The 13,793-nt window shown below is 59.1% G+C and carries 11 protein-coding genes; 8 read left to right on the forward strand and 3 right to left on the reverse strand.

Going from position 1 to position 13,793, the window contains the following annotated elements; genetic code table 11:
• The first annotated feature begins 107 nt into the window (after positions 1–107).
• From VQ575_RS24185 to VQ575_RS24200, 4 genes are all read left to right on the forward strand, one after another.
• Entirely contained in the window at positions 108–2,030 is a 1,923-nt protein-coding gene (locus VQ575_RS24185) for a PrkA family serine protein kinase (protein WP_030139230.1), read from the forward strand.
• A gap of 117 nt (positions 2,031–2,147) precedes the next feature.
• Positions 2,148–3,419, forward strand: a complete 1,272-nt coding sequence (locus VQ575_RS24190) for a YeaH/YhbH family protein (RefSeq protein WP_039590774.1) — start codon at positions 2,148–2,150, stop codon at positions 3,417–3,419.
• Entirely contained in the window at positions 3,416–4,981 is a 1,566-nt protein-coding gene (locus VQ575_RS24195; protein ID WP_198724670.1) for a SpoVR family protein, read from the forward strand. Before VQ575_RS24190 ends, VQ575_RS24195 begins: the two co-directional genes overlap by 4 nt.
• 64 nt (positions 4,982–5,045) lie before the next feature.
• Positions 5,046–6,272 (forward strand): multifunctional CCA addition/repair protein, encoded by a 1,227-nt coding sequence (locus VQ575_RS24200; protein WP_198724667.1) that lies wholly within the window; start codon positions 5,046–5,048, stop codon positions 6,270–6,272.
• A gap of 113 nt (positions 6,273–6,385) precedes the next feature.
• On the opposite strand, the gene folK is transcribed toward VQ575_RS24200, so the two are convergent.
• Positions 6,386–6,904 (reverse strand): 2-amino-4-hydroxy-6-hydroxymethyldihydropteridine diphosphokinase, encoded by a 519-nt coding sequence (folK, locus tag VQ575_RS24205; protein WP_039590768.1) that lies wholly within the window; start codon positions 6,902–6,904, stop codon positions 6,386–6,388.
• Positions 6,895–7,248 (reverse strand): dihydroneopterin aldolase, encoded by a 354-nt coding sequence (gene folB / locus VQ575_RS24210; RefSeq protein WP_039590767.1) that lies wholly within the window; start codon positions 7,246–7,248, stop codon positions 6,895–6,897. The genes folK and folB overlap by 10 nt, the downstream gene beginning before the upstream one ends.
• A 74-nt stretch (positions 7,249–7,322) precedes the next feature.
• On the opposite strand from folB, the gene plsY reads away from it, so the two are divergent.
• Entirely contained in the window at positions 7,323–7,892 is a 570-nt protein-coding gene (plsY, locus tag VQ575_RS24215; RefSeq protein ID WP_039590765.1) for a glycerol-3-phosphate 1-O-acyltransferase PlsY, read from the forward strand.
• Positions 7,893–7,899: 7 nt separating this feature from the next.
• On the opposite strand, the gene tsaD is transcribed toward plsY, so the two are convergent.
• Positions 7,900–8,925, reverse strand: a complete 1,026-nt coding sequence (tsaD, locus tag VQ575_RS24220; protein WP_039590763.1) for a tRNA (adenosine(37)-N6)-threonylcarbamoyltransferase complex transferase subunit TsaD — start codon at positions 8,923–8,925, stop codon at positions 7,900–7,902.
• A gap of 199 nt (positions 8,926–9,124) precedes the next feature.
• On the opposite strand from tsaD, the gene rpsU reads away from it, so the two are divergent.
• The 3 genes from rpsU (at position 9,125) to rpoD (ending at position 13,694) form a co-directional block, all read left to right on the forward strand.
• The gene (gene rpsU / locus VQ575_RS24225; protein ID WP_002551877.1) at positions 9,125–9,340 is read left to right on the forward strand and encodes a 30S ribosomal protein S21; all 216 of its coding nucleotides are present in this window, start codon (positions 9,125–9,127) and stop codon (positions 9,338–9,340) included.
• Positions 9,341–9,820: 480 nt separating this feature from the next.
• On the forward strand, positions 9,821–11,779 hold the full coding sequence (dnaG, locus tag VQ575_RS24230; RefSeq protein ID WP_039590759.1) for a DNA primase: 1,959 nt from the start codon (positions 9,821–9,823) through the stop codon (positions 11,777–11,779).
• Between the two features lie 67 nt (positions 11,780–11,846).
• Entirely contained in the window at positions 11,847–13,694 is a 1,848-nt protein-coding gene (rpoD, locus tag VQ575_RS24235) for an RNA polymerase sigma factor RpoD (RefSeq protein ID WP_039590757.1), read from the forward strand.
• Positions 13,695–13,793: the final 99 nt, after the last annotated feature.

Here is a 13,793-nt window from a genome sequence, read left to right on the forward strand (position 1 = left end):
TTCTTGAAAGCACTCTGGGGGGTAAAACGGCAACTGGGTTCCCAGCGGCTGTCCAGCATCGACTGATTGATCCGACACCGGCTCCACGTATCGAGCGAGGTGACGTCATGAGTATTTTTAGCCACTTCCAGCAACGTTTCGAGTCCACGCGGCAAGAGGAGTACTCGCTGCAGGAATACCTCGAACTCTGCAAGCAAGACCGCAGTGCCTATGCATCGGCCGCGGAGCGCCTGTTGCTGGCAATCGGAGAACCGGAACTGCTGGATACCTCGACCAACTCGAGGCTCTCGCGAATTTTTTCCAACAAAGTGATCCGGCGCTACCCGGCCTTTGCGGACTTCCACGGGATGGAGGAATGCATCGAACAGATCGTGTCTTATTTCCGCCATGCTGCCCAAGGCCTGGAAGAGAAAAAGCAGATTCTCTATCTGCTCGGCCCCGTTGGTGGTGGTAAATCGTCCCTGGCCGAAAAACTCAAGCAACTGATCGAAAAAGTCCCCTTCTACGCCATCAAGGGCTCTCCGGTTTTCGAATCGCCCCTGGGGCTGTTCAACGCGACCGAGGACGGCGCGATCCTCGAAGAAGACTTCGGGATCCCGCGCCGTTACCTCAATACCATCATGTCGCCATGGGCCACCAAGCGCCTGGCGGAGTTCGGCGGCGACATCAGCCAGTTCCGCGTGGTCAAGCTCTACCCTTCGATCCTCAACCAGATCGCAGTGGCCAAGACCGAACCGGGCGACGAAAACAACCAGGACATCTCGGCCCTCGTGGGCAAGGTCGATATTCGCAAACTGGAGGAATTCCCACAGAACGACGCCGACGCTTATAGCTATTCGGGTGCACTGTGCCGGGCCAACCAGGGCCTGATGGAATTCGTCGAGATGTTCAAGGCGCCCATCAAGGTACTCCACCCATTGCTGACCGCCACCCAGGAAGGTAACTACAACAGTACCGAGGGGCTGGGGGCGATTCCGTTCAGCGGCATCCTGCTGGCGCACTCCAACGAGTCGGAATGGCATACCTTCCGCAACAACAAGAACAACGAAGCCTTCATCGACCGGATCTACATCGTCAAGGTGCCTTACTGCCTGCGGGTCACCGACGAGGTGAAGATCTACGACAAACTGTTGTTCAACAGCTCGCTATCCAAGGCCCATTGCGCGCCCGACACGCTGAAGATGCTTGCCCAGTTCACCGTGTTGTCGCGCCTGAAGGAGCCGGAAAACTCCAACATCTATTCGAAGATGCGGGTGTACGACGGCGAAAACCTCAAGGACACCGATCCGAAGGCCAAGTCTATCCAGGAATACCGCGACAACGCGGGCGTGGACGAAGGCATGAATGGCTTGTCCACCCGTTTCGCGTTCAAGATCCTGTCCAAGGTATTCAACTTCGACCCCCACGAAATCGCCGCCAACCCGGTCCACTTGTTGTATGTGCTCGAGCAACAGATCGAGCAGGAGCAGTTCCAGGCAGAGACCCGCGAGCGCTACCTGCGCTTCCTCAAGGAATACCTGGCGCCACGCTATATCGAGTTCATCGGCAAGGAGATCCAGACCGCATACCTGGAATCCTATAGCGAATACGGCCAGAACATTTTCGACCGCTACGTGCTGTACGCGGACTTCTGGATTCAGGACCAGGAATATCGAGATCCGGAAACGGGCGAGATCCTCAATCGCGTAGCGCTCAACGAGGAACTGGAAAAGATCGAAAAACCAGCGGGTATCAGCAATCCGAAGGACTTCCGCAACGAGATCGTCAACTTCGTGCTGCGCGCCCGGGCCAACAACAACGGCAAGAATCCTACCTGGCTCAGCTATGAGAAGCTGCGGGTGGTCATCGAGAAGAAAATGTTCTCCAACACCGAGGACCTGCTGCCTGTCATCAGCTTCAACGCCAAGGCCAGCAAGGAGGACCAGCAAAAACACAACGACTTCGTTACGCGCATGGTCGAACGTGGCTATACCGACAAACAGGTACGACTGCTCTCCGAGTGGTATCTGCGGGTCCGTAAATCACAATAGCCAGCTACAAGCCGCAAGCGACAAGCTGCAAGAAGAAGTTGCGTGACCCTACAGCTGGGTAACTGCTTTTTACTTGCAGCTTGCAGCTCACAACTTGAAGCTGCCCGGAGGGCCCCCATGAGCTATGTGATCGACCGACGCCTGAATGGCAAGAACAAGAGCACGGTAAACCGCCAGCGTTTCTTGCGGCGCTACCGTGACCACATCAAGAAGGCCGTCGAGGAGGCGGTCAGCCGTCGTTCCATTACGGACATGGAACATGGCGAGCAGATCAGCATCCCCGGCCGCGACATCGACGAGCCGGTGCTTCACCATGGTCGCGGCGGCAAGCAGACCGTCGTGCACCCCGGGAACAAGGAATTCACCAGCGGCGAACATATCCCACGCCCACCGGGTGGGGGCGGCGGCAAGGGCCCCGGCAAGGCCGGCAATTCCGGCGAGGGGATGGACGAGTTCGTCTTCCAGATCACCCAGGAAGAGTTCCTCGAATTCATGTTCGAGGACCTGGAGCTACCGAACCTGGTCAAACGCAACCTGACCGGCACCGACACCTTCAAGACCGTGCGCGCCGGTATCAGCAACGAAGGTAATCCTGCGCGTATCAATATCATCCGCACCCTTCGCTCAGCCCATGCGCGTCGTATCGCCCTTTCGGGCAGCAGCCGGGCGAAACTGCGCGAGGCCAAAGAAGCGCTGGCTCGCCTCAAGCAGGAAGAACCGGATAACTTCGGGGATATCCAGGCGCTGGAAGCAGAGATCGAGCGCCTCAGCGCACGCATCCATCGCGTGCCCTTCCTCGACACCTTCGACCTCAAGTACAACCTCCTGGTCAAACAGCCGAATCCCAGCTCGAAAGCCGTCATGTTCTGCCTGATGGACGTCTCCGGCTCCATGACCCAGGCAACCAAGGACATTGCCAAGCGGTTCTTCATCCTGCTGTACCTGTTCCTCAAGAGGAACTACGACAAGATCGATGTGGTGTTCATCCGGCACCACACCAGCGCCAGGGAAGTCGACGAAGAAGAGTTTTTCTATTCTCGGGAGACCGGCGGCACCATCGTTTCCAGTGCCCTGAAGCTGATGCAGGAGATCATGGCCGAACGCTACCCAGCCAACGAATGGAATATTTATGCGGCCCAGGCGTCCGACGGCGACAACTGGAACGACGACTCGCCGATTTGCCGAGACATCCTGATCAACCAGATCATGCCGTTCGTCCAGTACTACACGTACGTCGAGATTACGCCGCGCGAACATCAAGCGCTGTGGTATGAATACGAACGCATCGCCGAAGCGTTTTCCGACACGTTCGCCCAGCAGCAACTGGTCTCGGCCGGGGATATCTACCCGGTCTTCCGTGAACTCTTCCAGCGCAGGTTAGTGACATGACCGCCAAAAAAGAGCAGAAACGCCAGCCCATATCCACCGGCTCCGAATGGACATTCGAGCTGATACAGGCCTACGACCGCGAGATCAGCCGTATCGCGGATCGCTATGCCCTGGACACTTACCCCAACCAGATCGAAGTGATCACCGCTGAGCAAATGATGGACGCCTACGCGTCCGTCGGGATGCCGCTGGGTTACCACCACTGGTCGTACGGCAAGCATTTTCTCAGTACCGAGAAATCCTACAGTCGCGGCCAGATGGGGCTGGCCTATGAAATCGTGATCAACTCCGACCCGTGCATCGCCTACCTGATGGAAGAAAACACCATCTGCATGCAGGCGTTGGTAGTGGCGCATGCCTGTTATGGCCATAACAGCTTCTTCAAGGGCAACTATCTGTTCCGCACGTGGACCGATGCCAGCTCGATCATCGATTACCTTGTATTCGCCAAGCAGTACATCATGCAGTGCGAAGAGCGCCATGGTATCGATGCGGTGGAGGATCTCCTCGACTCTTGCCACGCCTTGATGAACTACGGCGTGGACCGCTACAAGCGGCCCTATCCTATCTCCGCCGAAGAAGAACGTCGGCGGCAGAAGGATCGGGAGGAGCATCTGCAGAAGCAGATCAATGACTTGTGGCGCACCATTCCCAAAGGCGCCGACAAGTACAACGAGAAGGACAACGCGCGCTTCCCTGCCGAGCCCCAGGAAAACATTCTCTACTTCATCGAAAAACATGCGCCGCTGCTGGAGCCGTGGCAGCGGGAAATCGTGCGTATCGTGCGCAAGATCGCCCAGTATTTCTATCCACAACGCCAGACCCAGGTGATGAACGAGGGATGGGCAACGTTCTGGCACTACACCTTGATGAACGATCTGTACGATGAGGGCCTGGTCACGGACGGCTTCATGATGGAGTTCCTGACGTCCCACACCAGCGTAGTGTTCCAGCCCGGCTTTGACAGCCCCTACTACAGCGGTATCAATCCCTATGCCCTGGGCTTTGCCATGTACCGTGACATCCGGCGCATGTGCGAAACCCCCACCGAGGAAGATCGCCGCTGGTTCCCGGAAATCGCCGGTTCGGACTGGCTGTCGACAATAAAATTCGCGATGAGCAGCTTCAAGGATGAGAGTTTTATTCTGCAATACCTGTCGCCCAAGGTGATCCGCGACCTCAAGCTGTTCAGCATCCTCGACGACGACCAGAAAGACGATCTGCTGGTGCCCGCCATCCATGACGAGGGCGGTTATCGCATCATCCGGGAAACCCTGGCGGCGCAATACAACCTGGGTAATCGCGAGCCCAACGTGCAGATCTACAGCATCGATCGCCGCGGGGATCGCTCCCTGACCCTGCGTCATCAGCAGCACAACCGCAAACCGCTAGGCGAATCGACGGATGAGGTACTCAAGCACCTGCACCGCCTGTGGGGGTTCGACATTCATCTGGAAACCCTGCAAGGCGACCAGGTAATGAAAACCCATCATGTGCCCCCACGGACCGAACAAGCCGAAGGCGATTATGGACGCCTGGATCTGGCCGTCATTCATCTTTGATCACGCTTTCGCCTCCGGACGTCCGACGTAAAGGTTTATCCTGTCGGCCCAACGGAGGTTTTTTATGCAGATCTACAAAGTCGGCGGCGCTGTTCGTGATCGCCTGCTAGGCATCCCGGTCACTGACATTGACCGAGTGGTGGTGGGCGCCACTGCCGAGGAAATGCTTGCCAAGGGTTTCCGTCCCGTGGGGGCTGATTTCCCGGTATTCCTCGATCCGAAGACAGGCGACGAATACGCCCTCGCCCGCACGGAGCGCAAGAGCGGCAGGGGTTATGGTGGTTTCATCTTCCATGCCAGCCCTGAGGTCACGCTTGAAGAAGACCTGATCCGCCGGGACTTGACGATCAACGCGATGGCCGAGGACGATCACGGCAATCTTACCGACCCCTACCACGGGCAGCGCGATCTTGAAGCTCGCCTGCTTCGCCACGTTTCCCCCGCATTCGCCGAAGATCCTCTCAGAGTCCTGCGTGTTGCGCGCTTCGCTGCACGCTATGCCCCCCTGGGTTTCAGGGTGGCTGACGAGACGCTTGAGCTGATGCGCCAACTCAGCGACTCCGGCGAGCTGGAGGCATTGACGGCCGAACGCAGTTGGAAAGAAATTTCCCGGGCACTGATGGAGAGCCAGCCGCAGGTATTTATCCAGGTGTTGCGCGACTGCAACGCCTTGAAGACCCTGATGCCCGAGGTTGATGCACTGTTTGGTGTTCCACAACCTGAAGCTCATCACCCCGAAATCGATACAGGCGCTCACACGCTGAGCGTGCTGGAACAGTCAGCAAACCATGGCCAGCCCCTGACTGTGCGCTGGGCTTGCCTGCTCCACGATTTGGGCAAGGGCCTGACACCTGAACACGAATGGCCGAGACACATCGCCCATGAGCACAAGGGGCTGAAGCTGATCAAGGCGGTCAACGAACGCTTCAAGGTGCCTCGCGACTGTCAGGAACTGGCGCTGCTGGTTGGCCAATACCACACGCATGGCCATCGAGCGCTTGAACTCAAGGCATCCACTCTGCTTGAACTGCTTCAAAGCTTCGATGCTTACCGCCGCCCCCAGCGCTTCGAGGAGTTCATCGCCGCCTGCGAGATGGATGCACGCGGTCGCAAGGGGCTCGAACAGCGCAGTTATCCACAGGCCGATTACTTACGGGGCGCAGCGGCCGCAGCACGGGCGGTGGCAGTCCAGCCGTTGCTGGAGAAAGGCTTCAAGGGACCGGAACTCGGTGAAGCGATCAAGCGTGAGCGTCTCAGGGCGCTGAAGGCTTACAAGGAAACGGCGAGCTGACGGGACCTGCGTCAGTTTGCCTGGGTGGTGGATATCCCGCTGTCATCGCGAGCAAACCTGCTTCCACAGGACTTATGCAGACCACAAGCGTGCTCGCGATGATGGCAGACGCCTTACAGCAGGCTCGGTGGCGTAAGCTGCTCCCCTCGCCACTCGAAAGCCACCGGCGCCAATACCTGGTCGATCTTCGCCTCTTCCCACAACGTGGCAAAACTTTTACCCACGCCTGGATGAGTCCGATCCGGCGCGATCAAGGATAAGGGCCACAGCACAAAGGCATTCTTGAGAATTTCAGCACGCGGCAGGATCAAGCCATCGAAGTTGCCGACCTGTTCGCCGTACAACAACACGTCGATATCCAGCGGCAGACCCTTGCGGTCCGGCGCATAACGACCGTTGTCGGCCTCGATGAACTTGAGGCGGCGGTCCAACTCCATCAGCGACAGGTCAGTGAAGGCCGAGACGACGAAGTTGAAAAACGGTCCACTCTTGATCCCCACCGGCTGGCTCTCGAACACAGCCGAGCAGCGCATATCCACCAGGAAGCCGGACAGCGCTTCCAGTCCGGCACACAGATGGGTTTCGCGCTCGATATTGCTACCAAGCCCTAGGAAAACCTGGGTCAACGACATCCGCGCTCGATCTCCACGCCCACACCACTGGCAGCCGGTACGGCGCCAGGCTTGGTCACTTTCAGGCGCAGCCAGGTGATCTTGAACTCATCCATGAGCTCCTGGGCCAGGCGTTCGGCGAAAGTCTCGACCAATTGGAACTGCGCCTGCTCGGCGAACGCCTGGATGCGTGACGACACGCTGGCATAGTCGAGCGCCAGTGTCAGGTCGTCGCCTGCGGCAGCCGGACGGTTATCCCAGGCGAAGCTCAGGTCAAGCCGCAGGCACTGTCGGATGCCTCGCTCCCAGTCGTAGGCACCGATTACCGTGTCGACTTCAAGGCCTTCGATAAACACTCTGTCCAAGCACTCTTCTCCGCAGCACGACAAGGGCGCATTGCGCCGTTAGAATCAGGGCGTCCCCGCCCGGAATGGTTAGCATGTTTTGGTTACTGGCGATCCTCGCCTACCTGCTCGGCTCACTGTCCTTCGCCATTTTGCTCAGCCGCCTGACCGGTCGCCCGGATCCGCGAACGAGTGGCTCGGGCAATGCCGGCGCCACCAACATGCTGCGCCTGGCCGGACGCAAACTGGCCATCCTGACCCTGCTCGGCGACCTCTGCAAAGGCCTCTTCCCGGTACTGATCGCCAGCCTTGCAGGGCTCTCGTTGCAGCAACAGGCCTGGATCGGCGTCTGTGCCGTCATCGGCCATCTGTTTCCACTGTACTTTCGCTTTCGCGGCGGCAAGGGCGTCGCCACTGCCGCCGGCATGCTGCTGGGCCTGTACCCACCGGCCGCCCTGCTTGCCGTCTGCGCCTGGCTGCTGACCTTCTACCTGACCCGCACCAGTTCCCTGGCCGCACTGATCGCCACGCCACTCACCCTGCCGTTACTGGCCTGGCAGGAGCCGGCGGCCTTGCTGCCGATGACAGCACTCGTCGCACTGATCGTCTGGCGCCACCGGGGCAATCTACGCGACCTGTTCGCCGGGCGCGAACGGCATTTTTAATGCCGCTTCACAGCGGCGACAACTGCTCCATGGGCCAACGGGCTTGCACGCTGATCGCCAGGCCCTCATGTTGGCCCGCTTGCAGGCGCTGGCAACCGGCAAAAGCAATCATCGCGCCGTTATCCGTGCAGAACTGTGGCCGGGCGTAGTAGACATCCCCTTTCATGTCACCGAGCATTTTTTCCAGAGATGTCCGCAAGGCCTTGTTCGCGCTCACGCCGCCGGCGATCACCAGGCGCTTGAGCCCGGCCTGCTTCAAGGCGCGCTTGCACTTGATGGTCAGAGTCTCTACCACGGCCTGCTGGAACGCCAGGGAGATGTCGCAACGGGCTTGCTCGCTGTCGTCCCCGGCGTTGACACACTGTTGCCAGGTGTTGAGCGCAAAGGTTTTCAGGCCGCTGAAGCTGAAATCCAGGCCCGGTCGATCGCACATCGGACGCGGAAAGACGAAGCGTCCTTCAACCCCCTGGGTTGCCAGCCTTGCGATTTCCGGCCCACCGGGATAGTTGAGGCCCATCATCTTCGCGGTTTTGTCGAAAGCCTCACCGGCGGCATCGTCGAGCGACTCCCCCATGAGCTCGTATTGACCGATCCCATCAACGCGGACCAGTTGGGTGTGTCCACCCGATACCAACAAAGCGACGAACGGGAATTGCGGCGGTTGCGGCTCCAGCATCGGTGCCAGCAGATGGCCTTCCATATGATGCACGCCCAAGGCTGGAATGCCCCAGGCGAAGGCCAGCGCCTGAGCGCAGGAGGCACCAACGAGCAGCGCGCCTACCAGGCCCGGCCCGGCCGTATAGGCGATGGCATCGATCTCGGTCGGCACGCAGCCGGCTTCTGCCAGGACCTGGCGGATCAAGGGCAGCATGCGCTTGACGTGGTCGCGGGACGCAAGCTCGGGCACGACGCCGCCATAGGCGCGATGCAGGTCGATTTGACTGAACAAAGCGTCGGCCAGCAGGCCGCGCTCACTGTCGTAGAGTGCAACGCCGGTTTCGTCGCAGGACGTTTCTAATCCCAGTACTAGCATGGGTTTACGCCTTGTAGAGGCTGAATTCGAAGGCGCGCATAATAGTCGCCGCGTTGTGCCCCGACCAGCGGTTTTCGATCAGAGGCTTTGCATTCCGAGCGATGAGGGGTTAACATCCGCAACCCTTAAAAACCGACGTCTTCAAGTGCTCTTTTGCCGCGAGGATGTTGACCCCGGTAATGAATGAAGGTAGCTCTGGATGCCAGCCGTCAAAGTAAAAGAGAACGAACCCTTCGACGTAGCTCTGCGTCGTTTCAAGCGCTCCTGCGAAAAAGCCGGTGTTCTGGCTGAAGTTCGTAGCCGCGAATTCTACGAGAAGCCGACTTCCGAGCGTAAGCGCAAAGCAGCAGCCGCTGTTAAGCGTCACGCCAAGAAAGTTCAGCGCGAACAGCGCCGCGCCGTACGTCTGTACTAATACACAGACGTCCGTCGCAAGCTTCTTGCCAAGCCCGGCCCTCAAGCCGGGCTTATGGCATTTGCGGAACAACGCTTGATGCTTCACCGTCAAAGCCGCAGACGCGACCTAGACAAACCGCTTCACCGCGTCAGACCTGGCTCTTTTGCCAGCGGTGCACGTCTTTTCTGACGAGCCTTCCAAGGCTACTGACGAGCACACCCTGATTCCTCTAACGACGATCAGCCCAAGGCACCTCCTTGCGTGCCCGCTTCATGAGCTATCCGTGGCCAGATCAGCGGTTACCGGATTCAGCGCAACACATTCGCACAGTCGAGTACTGATAGTAATTAACGTCAGTGGACAATCGGCAGATACACTTCCGACAGCAATGAAGCAGACAATCCGGTCGAGCCATCTTTTTTGAGTGCCTCGAAACCAGGAATCAATCACGCCTGCTGATTTCGGGCCCCTATTTCGCGCAGTGATGATGAGAACGCCATGGCCGGGCTAATTCCCCAGAGCTTTATTGACGACCTCCTGAACCGTACCGACATCGTCGACGTGGTCAGCTCTCGCGTGCAAATGAAGAAAGCAGGCAAGAACTACACAGCCTGCTGCCCGTTTCACAAAGAAAAAACCCCATCTTTCAGCGTCAGCCCCGACAAGCAGTTCTACTACTGCTTTGGCTGCGGCGCGGGCGGCAATGCCCTCGGCTTCCTGATGGACCACGACAACCTGGACTTCCCCCAGGCTGTCGAAGAACTGGCCAAAGCCGCCGGCATGGAGATTCCCCGCGAGGAAAGCGGTCGGGCGCACAAGCCGCGCCAACCGACCGATTCCCCGCTTTACCCACTGCTGACGGCCGCGGCGGATTTTTATCGCCAGGCGCTTAAAAGCCACCCAGCCCGCAAGGCGGCGGTGGATTATCTCAAGGGCCGCGGCCTGACCGGGGAAATCGCCCGGGATTTCGGCCTCGGCTTCGCCCCGCCCGGCTGGGACAATCTCTACAAGCACCTGAGCAGCGACACGCTGCAACAACGCGCCATGATCGACGCCGGCCTGCTGATCGAGAATGCCGAGACCGGCAAGCGCTACGACCGTTTCCGTGACCGGGTGATGTTCCCGATCCGCGATACACGCGGGCGAATCATCGCCTTTGGCGGCCGGGTACTGGGCGACGACAAGCCCAAGTACCTGAACTCCCCGGAAACCCCGGTTTTCCATAAAGGCCAGGAACTCTACGGCCTTTACGAGGCGCGCAAGAATAACCGCAACCTCGACGAAATCATCGTCGTCGAAGGCTACATGGACGTGATTGCCCTGGCCCAGCAAGGCCTTCGCAACGCCGTCGCGACCCTGGGCACGGCCACCAGCGAAGAACACATGAAGCGTCTGTTTCGCGTGGTGCCCAACGTGCTGTTCTGCTTCGACGGCGACCAGGCCGGCCGTAACGCCGCCTGGCGCGCACTGGAGGCAACATTGCCCTGCCTGCAGGATGGGCGGCGCGCACGCTTTCTGTTCCTGCCCGAAGGCGAGGACCCGGACACCCTGGTGCGCTCCGAAGGCACCGATGCATTTCGTGCGCGGATCAACCAGCACGCGCAACCGCTGGCCGATTATTTTTTCCAGCAACTGACCGAAGAAGCCGATCCACGCTCCCTCGAAGGCAAGGCCCACATGGCCACCCTCGCGGCTCCGTTGATCGACAAGGTGCCCGGCGCCAACCTGCGTACGCTCATGCGTCAGCGCCTCAGCGAAATCACCGGCCTGAACAACGAAGCGATGAACCAACTGGCGCACAGCGCTCCACAGGAAGCGCCGCCAGCGTATGACCCAGGTATCGATTACGACGCGATGCCGGATTTCGCCGACTATCATCAACCCCAGCAGGATTACGCCCCGCAGCAGGAATGGACGCCGAAAAAAAATGCCGGCGGCGGCAAGAAATGGGACAAGAAACCCTGGGACAAGAATGGCAAGCGGGGCGATCGCGACCAGCCACGTGTCCCGCGCGTGCCGGCCGCCGTCGAACCACCAACACTGGCAGCCCTGCGCACCTTGCTGCATCACCCGCAATTGGCTGAAAAGGTCGAGGACGCAGGACATTTTGCCGCTGAGGACCACAGCAACACGCAGTTGCTGGTCGCACTCCTTGAAGCCGTGCAGAAAAACCCCAAGCTAAACTCATTCCAGTTGATCGCGCGGTGGCATGGCACCGAGCAGGGGCGCCTCTTGAAGGCGCTGGCCGAGAAGGAATGGCTGATAGAGGGAGACAACCTTGAACAACAGTTTTTCGACACCATTACTAGCTTGTCCGCCCGCCAACGCGAGCGAAACCTGGAACAACTTCTGCGCAAAGCTCGCCAGAGCGAGTTGACCAGCGAAGAGAAAAACCAATTGCGGGATTTACTCAGCCGCAATGTTTGCGCATCAAACCCGACCTCAACTGGCGCGTGAGGTCACAGCTCAGGTATAATCCTCGGCTTGTTTTTTGCCCGCCAAGACCTTCAGTGGATAGGGTGTTATGTCCGGAAAAGCGCAACAGCAGTCTCGTATCAAAGAGTTGATCCTATTGGGTCGTGAGCAGGGCTACCTGACTTACGCGGAGGTCAACGACCACCTGCCGGAGGATATTTCAGATCCGGAACAGGTGGAAGACATCATCCGCATGATCAACGACATGGGGATCAACGTATTCGAGGTTGCTCCAGATAAGGATGCCCTTATGCTGGCCGACGCCGATACCGACGAGGCGGCCGCTGAAGAAGCGGCCGCAGCGTTGGCGGCGGTCGAGACCGACATTGGTCGCACCACGGACCCTGTGCGCATGTACATGCGCGAAATGGGTACGGTAGAGCTCCTCACGCGTGAAGGCGAAATTGAAATCGCCAAGCGTATTGAAGAGGGCATCCGTGAAGTGATGGGCGCAATCGCGCACTTCCCTGGCACGGTCGAGCATATTCTCTCCGAATACACCCGCGTGACCACCGAAGGTGGCCGCCTGTCCGACGTCCTGAGCGGCTACATCGACCCGGACGACGGCATCGCGCCGCCTGCCGCCGAAGTGCCGCCGCCGATCGACGCGAAAGCCGCCAAGGCCGACGACGACACCGATGACGAAGACGCCGAAGCCAGCGACGACGAAGAAGAAGCCGAAAGTGGTCCGGATCCGGTCATCGCTGCCCAGCGTTTCGGCGCCGTTGCCGACCAGATGGAGATCACCCGCAAGGCGCTGAAGAAGCATGGTCGCAACAACAAGCAGGCAATTGCCGAGCTGTTGGCGCTGGCCGAGCTGTTCATGCCGATCAAGTTGGTGCCGAAGCAGTTCGAAGGCCTGGTGGAACGTGTTCGCAGTGCCTTGGATCGCCTGCGTCAGCAAGAGCGTGCGATCATGCAGCTGTGCGTCCGTGATGCGCGCATGCCACGTGCAGACTTCCTGCGCCAGTTCCCTGGTCATGAAGTCGACGAAAGCTGGACCGATGCACTGGCCAAGGGCAAGAGCAAATACGCTGAAGCCATTGCCCGCCTGCAACCGGACATCATTCGTTGCCAGCAGAAACTCAGCGCGCTTGAGGCCGAGACCGGCCTGAGCATTGCCGAGATCAAGGACATCAACCGTCGCATGTCGATCGGCGAGGCCAAGGCCCGCCGCGCGAAGAAAGAGATGGTCGAAGCGAACTTGCGTCTGGTGATCTCGATTGCCAAGAAGTACACCAACCGCGGCCTGCAATTCCTCGACTTGATCCAGGAAGGCAACATCGGCCTGATGAAAGCGGTGGACAAGTTCGAATACCGTCGCGGCTACAAGTTCTCGACTTATGCCACCTGGTGGATCCGTCAGGCGATCACTCGCTCGATCGCCGACCAGGCCCGCACCATCCGTATTCCGGTGCACATGATCGAGACGATCAACAAGCTCAACCGTATTTCCCGCCAGATGCTGCAGGAAATGGGTCGCGAACCGACCCCGGAAGAGCTGGGCGAACGCATGGAAATGCCTGAGGACAAGATCCGCAAGGTACTGAAGATCGCCAAAGAGCCGATCTCCATGGAAACCCCGATCGGCGATGACGAAGACTCCCATCTGGGTGACTTCATCGAAGACTCCACCATGCAGTCGCCGATCGATGTCGCCACCGTTGAGAGCCTCAAGGAAGCGACCCGCGAAGTACTTTCCGGCCTCACGGCCCGTGAAGCCAAGGTACTGCGCATGCGTTTCGGCATCGACATGAACACCGACCACACCCTTGAGGAAGTCGGTAAGCAGTTCGATGTGACCCGTGAGCGGATTCGCCAGATCGAAGCCAAGGCGTTGCGCAAATTGCGCCACCCGACGCGAAGCGAGCATCTACGCTCCTTCCTCGACGAGTGACCTTCAAACCCCCGGCCCTGCCGGGGGTTTTGTTATGCGCAGATAAAACGCCTTTCGTTGCCACCCCCGCCCTTTTGCCCGTCTACACTCGAAACATCC

Origin of the sequence: Pseudomonas frederiksbergensis, assembly GCF_035751725.1 — a bacterium.
Classification (GTDB): Bacteria; Pseudomonadota; Gammaproteobacteria; order Pseudomonadales; family Pseudomonadaceae; genus Aquipseudomonas; species Aquipseudomonas frederiksbergensis_A.

Coding starts and splice junctions, on each gene's coding strand:
- VQ575_RS24200 (WP_198724667.1), top strand. CDS start 5,046: ATGCAGATCTACAAAGTCGGCGGCGCTGTTCGTGATCGCCTGCTAGGC.
- rpoD (WP_039590757.1), top strand. CDS start 11,847: ATGTCCGGAAAAGCGCAACAGCAGTCTCGTATCAAAGAGTTGATCCTA.
- dnaG (WP_039590759.1), top strand. CDS start 9,821: ATGGCCGGGCTAATTCCCCAGAGCTTTATTGACGACCTCCTGAACCGT.
- folK (WP_039590768.1), bottom strand. CDS start 6,904: ATGTCGTTGACCCAGGTTTTCCTAGGGCTTGGTAGCAATATCGAGCGC.
- VQ575_RS24185 (WP_030139230.1), top strand. CDS start 108: ATGAGTATTTTTAGCCACTTCCAGCAACGTTTCGAGTCCACGCGGCAA.
- VQ575_RS24190 (WP_039590774.1), top strand. CDS start 2,148: ATGAGCTATGTGATCGACCGACGCCTGAATGGCAAGAACAAGAGCACG.
- tsaD (WP_039590763.1), bottom strand. CDS start 8,925: ATGCTAGTACTGGGATTAGAAACGTCCTGCGACGAAACCGGCGTTGCA.
- plsY (WP_039590765.1), top strand. CDS start 7,323: ATGTTTTGGTTACTGGCGATCCTCGCCTACCTGCTCGGCTCACTGTCC.
- VQ575_RS24195 (WP_198724670.1), top strand. CDS start 3,416: ATGACCGCCAAAAAAGAGCAGAAACGCCAGCCCATATCCACCGGCTCC.
- rpsU (WP_002551877.1), top strand. CDS start 9,125: ATGCCAGCCGTCAAAGTAAAAGAGAACGAACCCTTCGACGTAGCTCTG.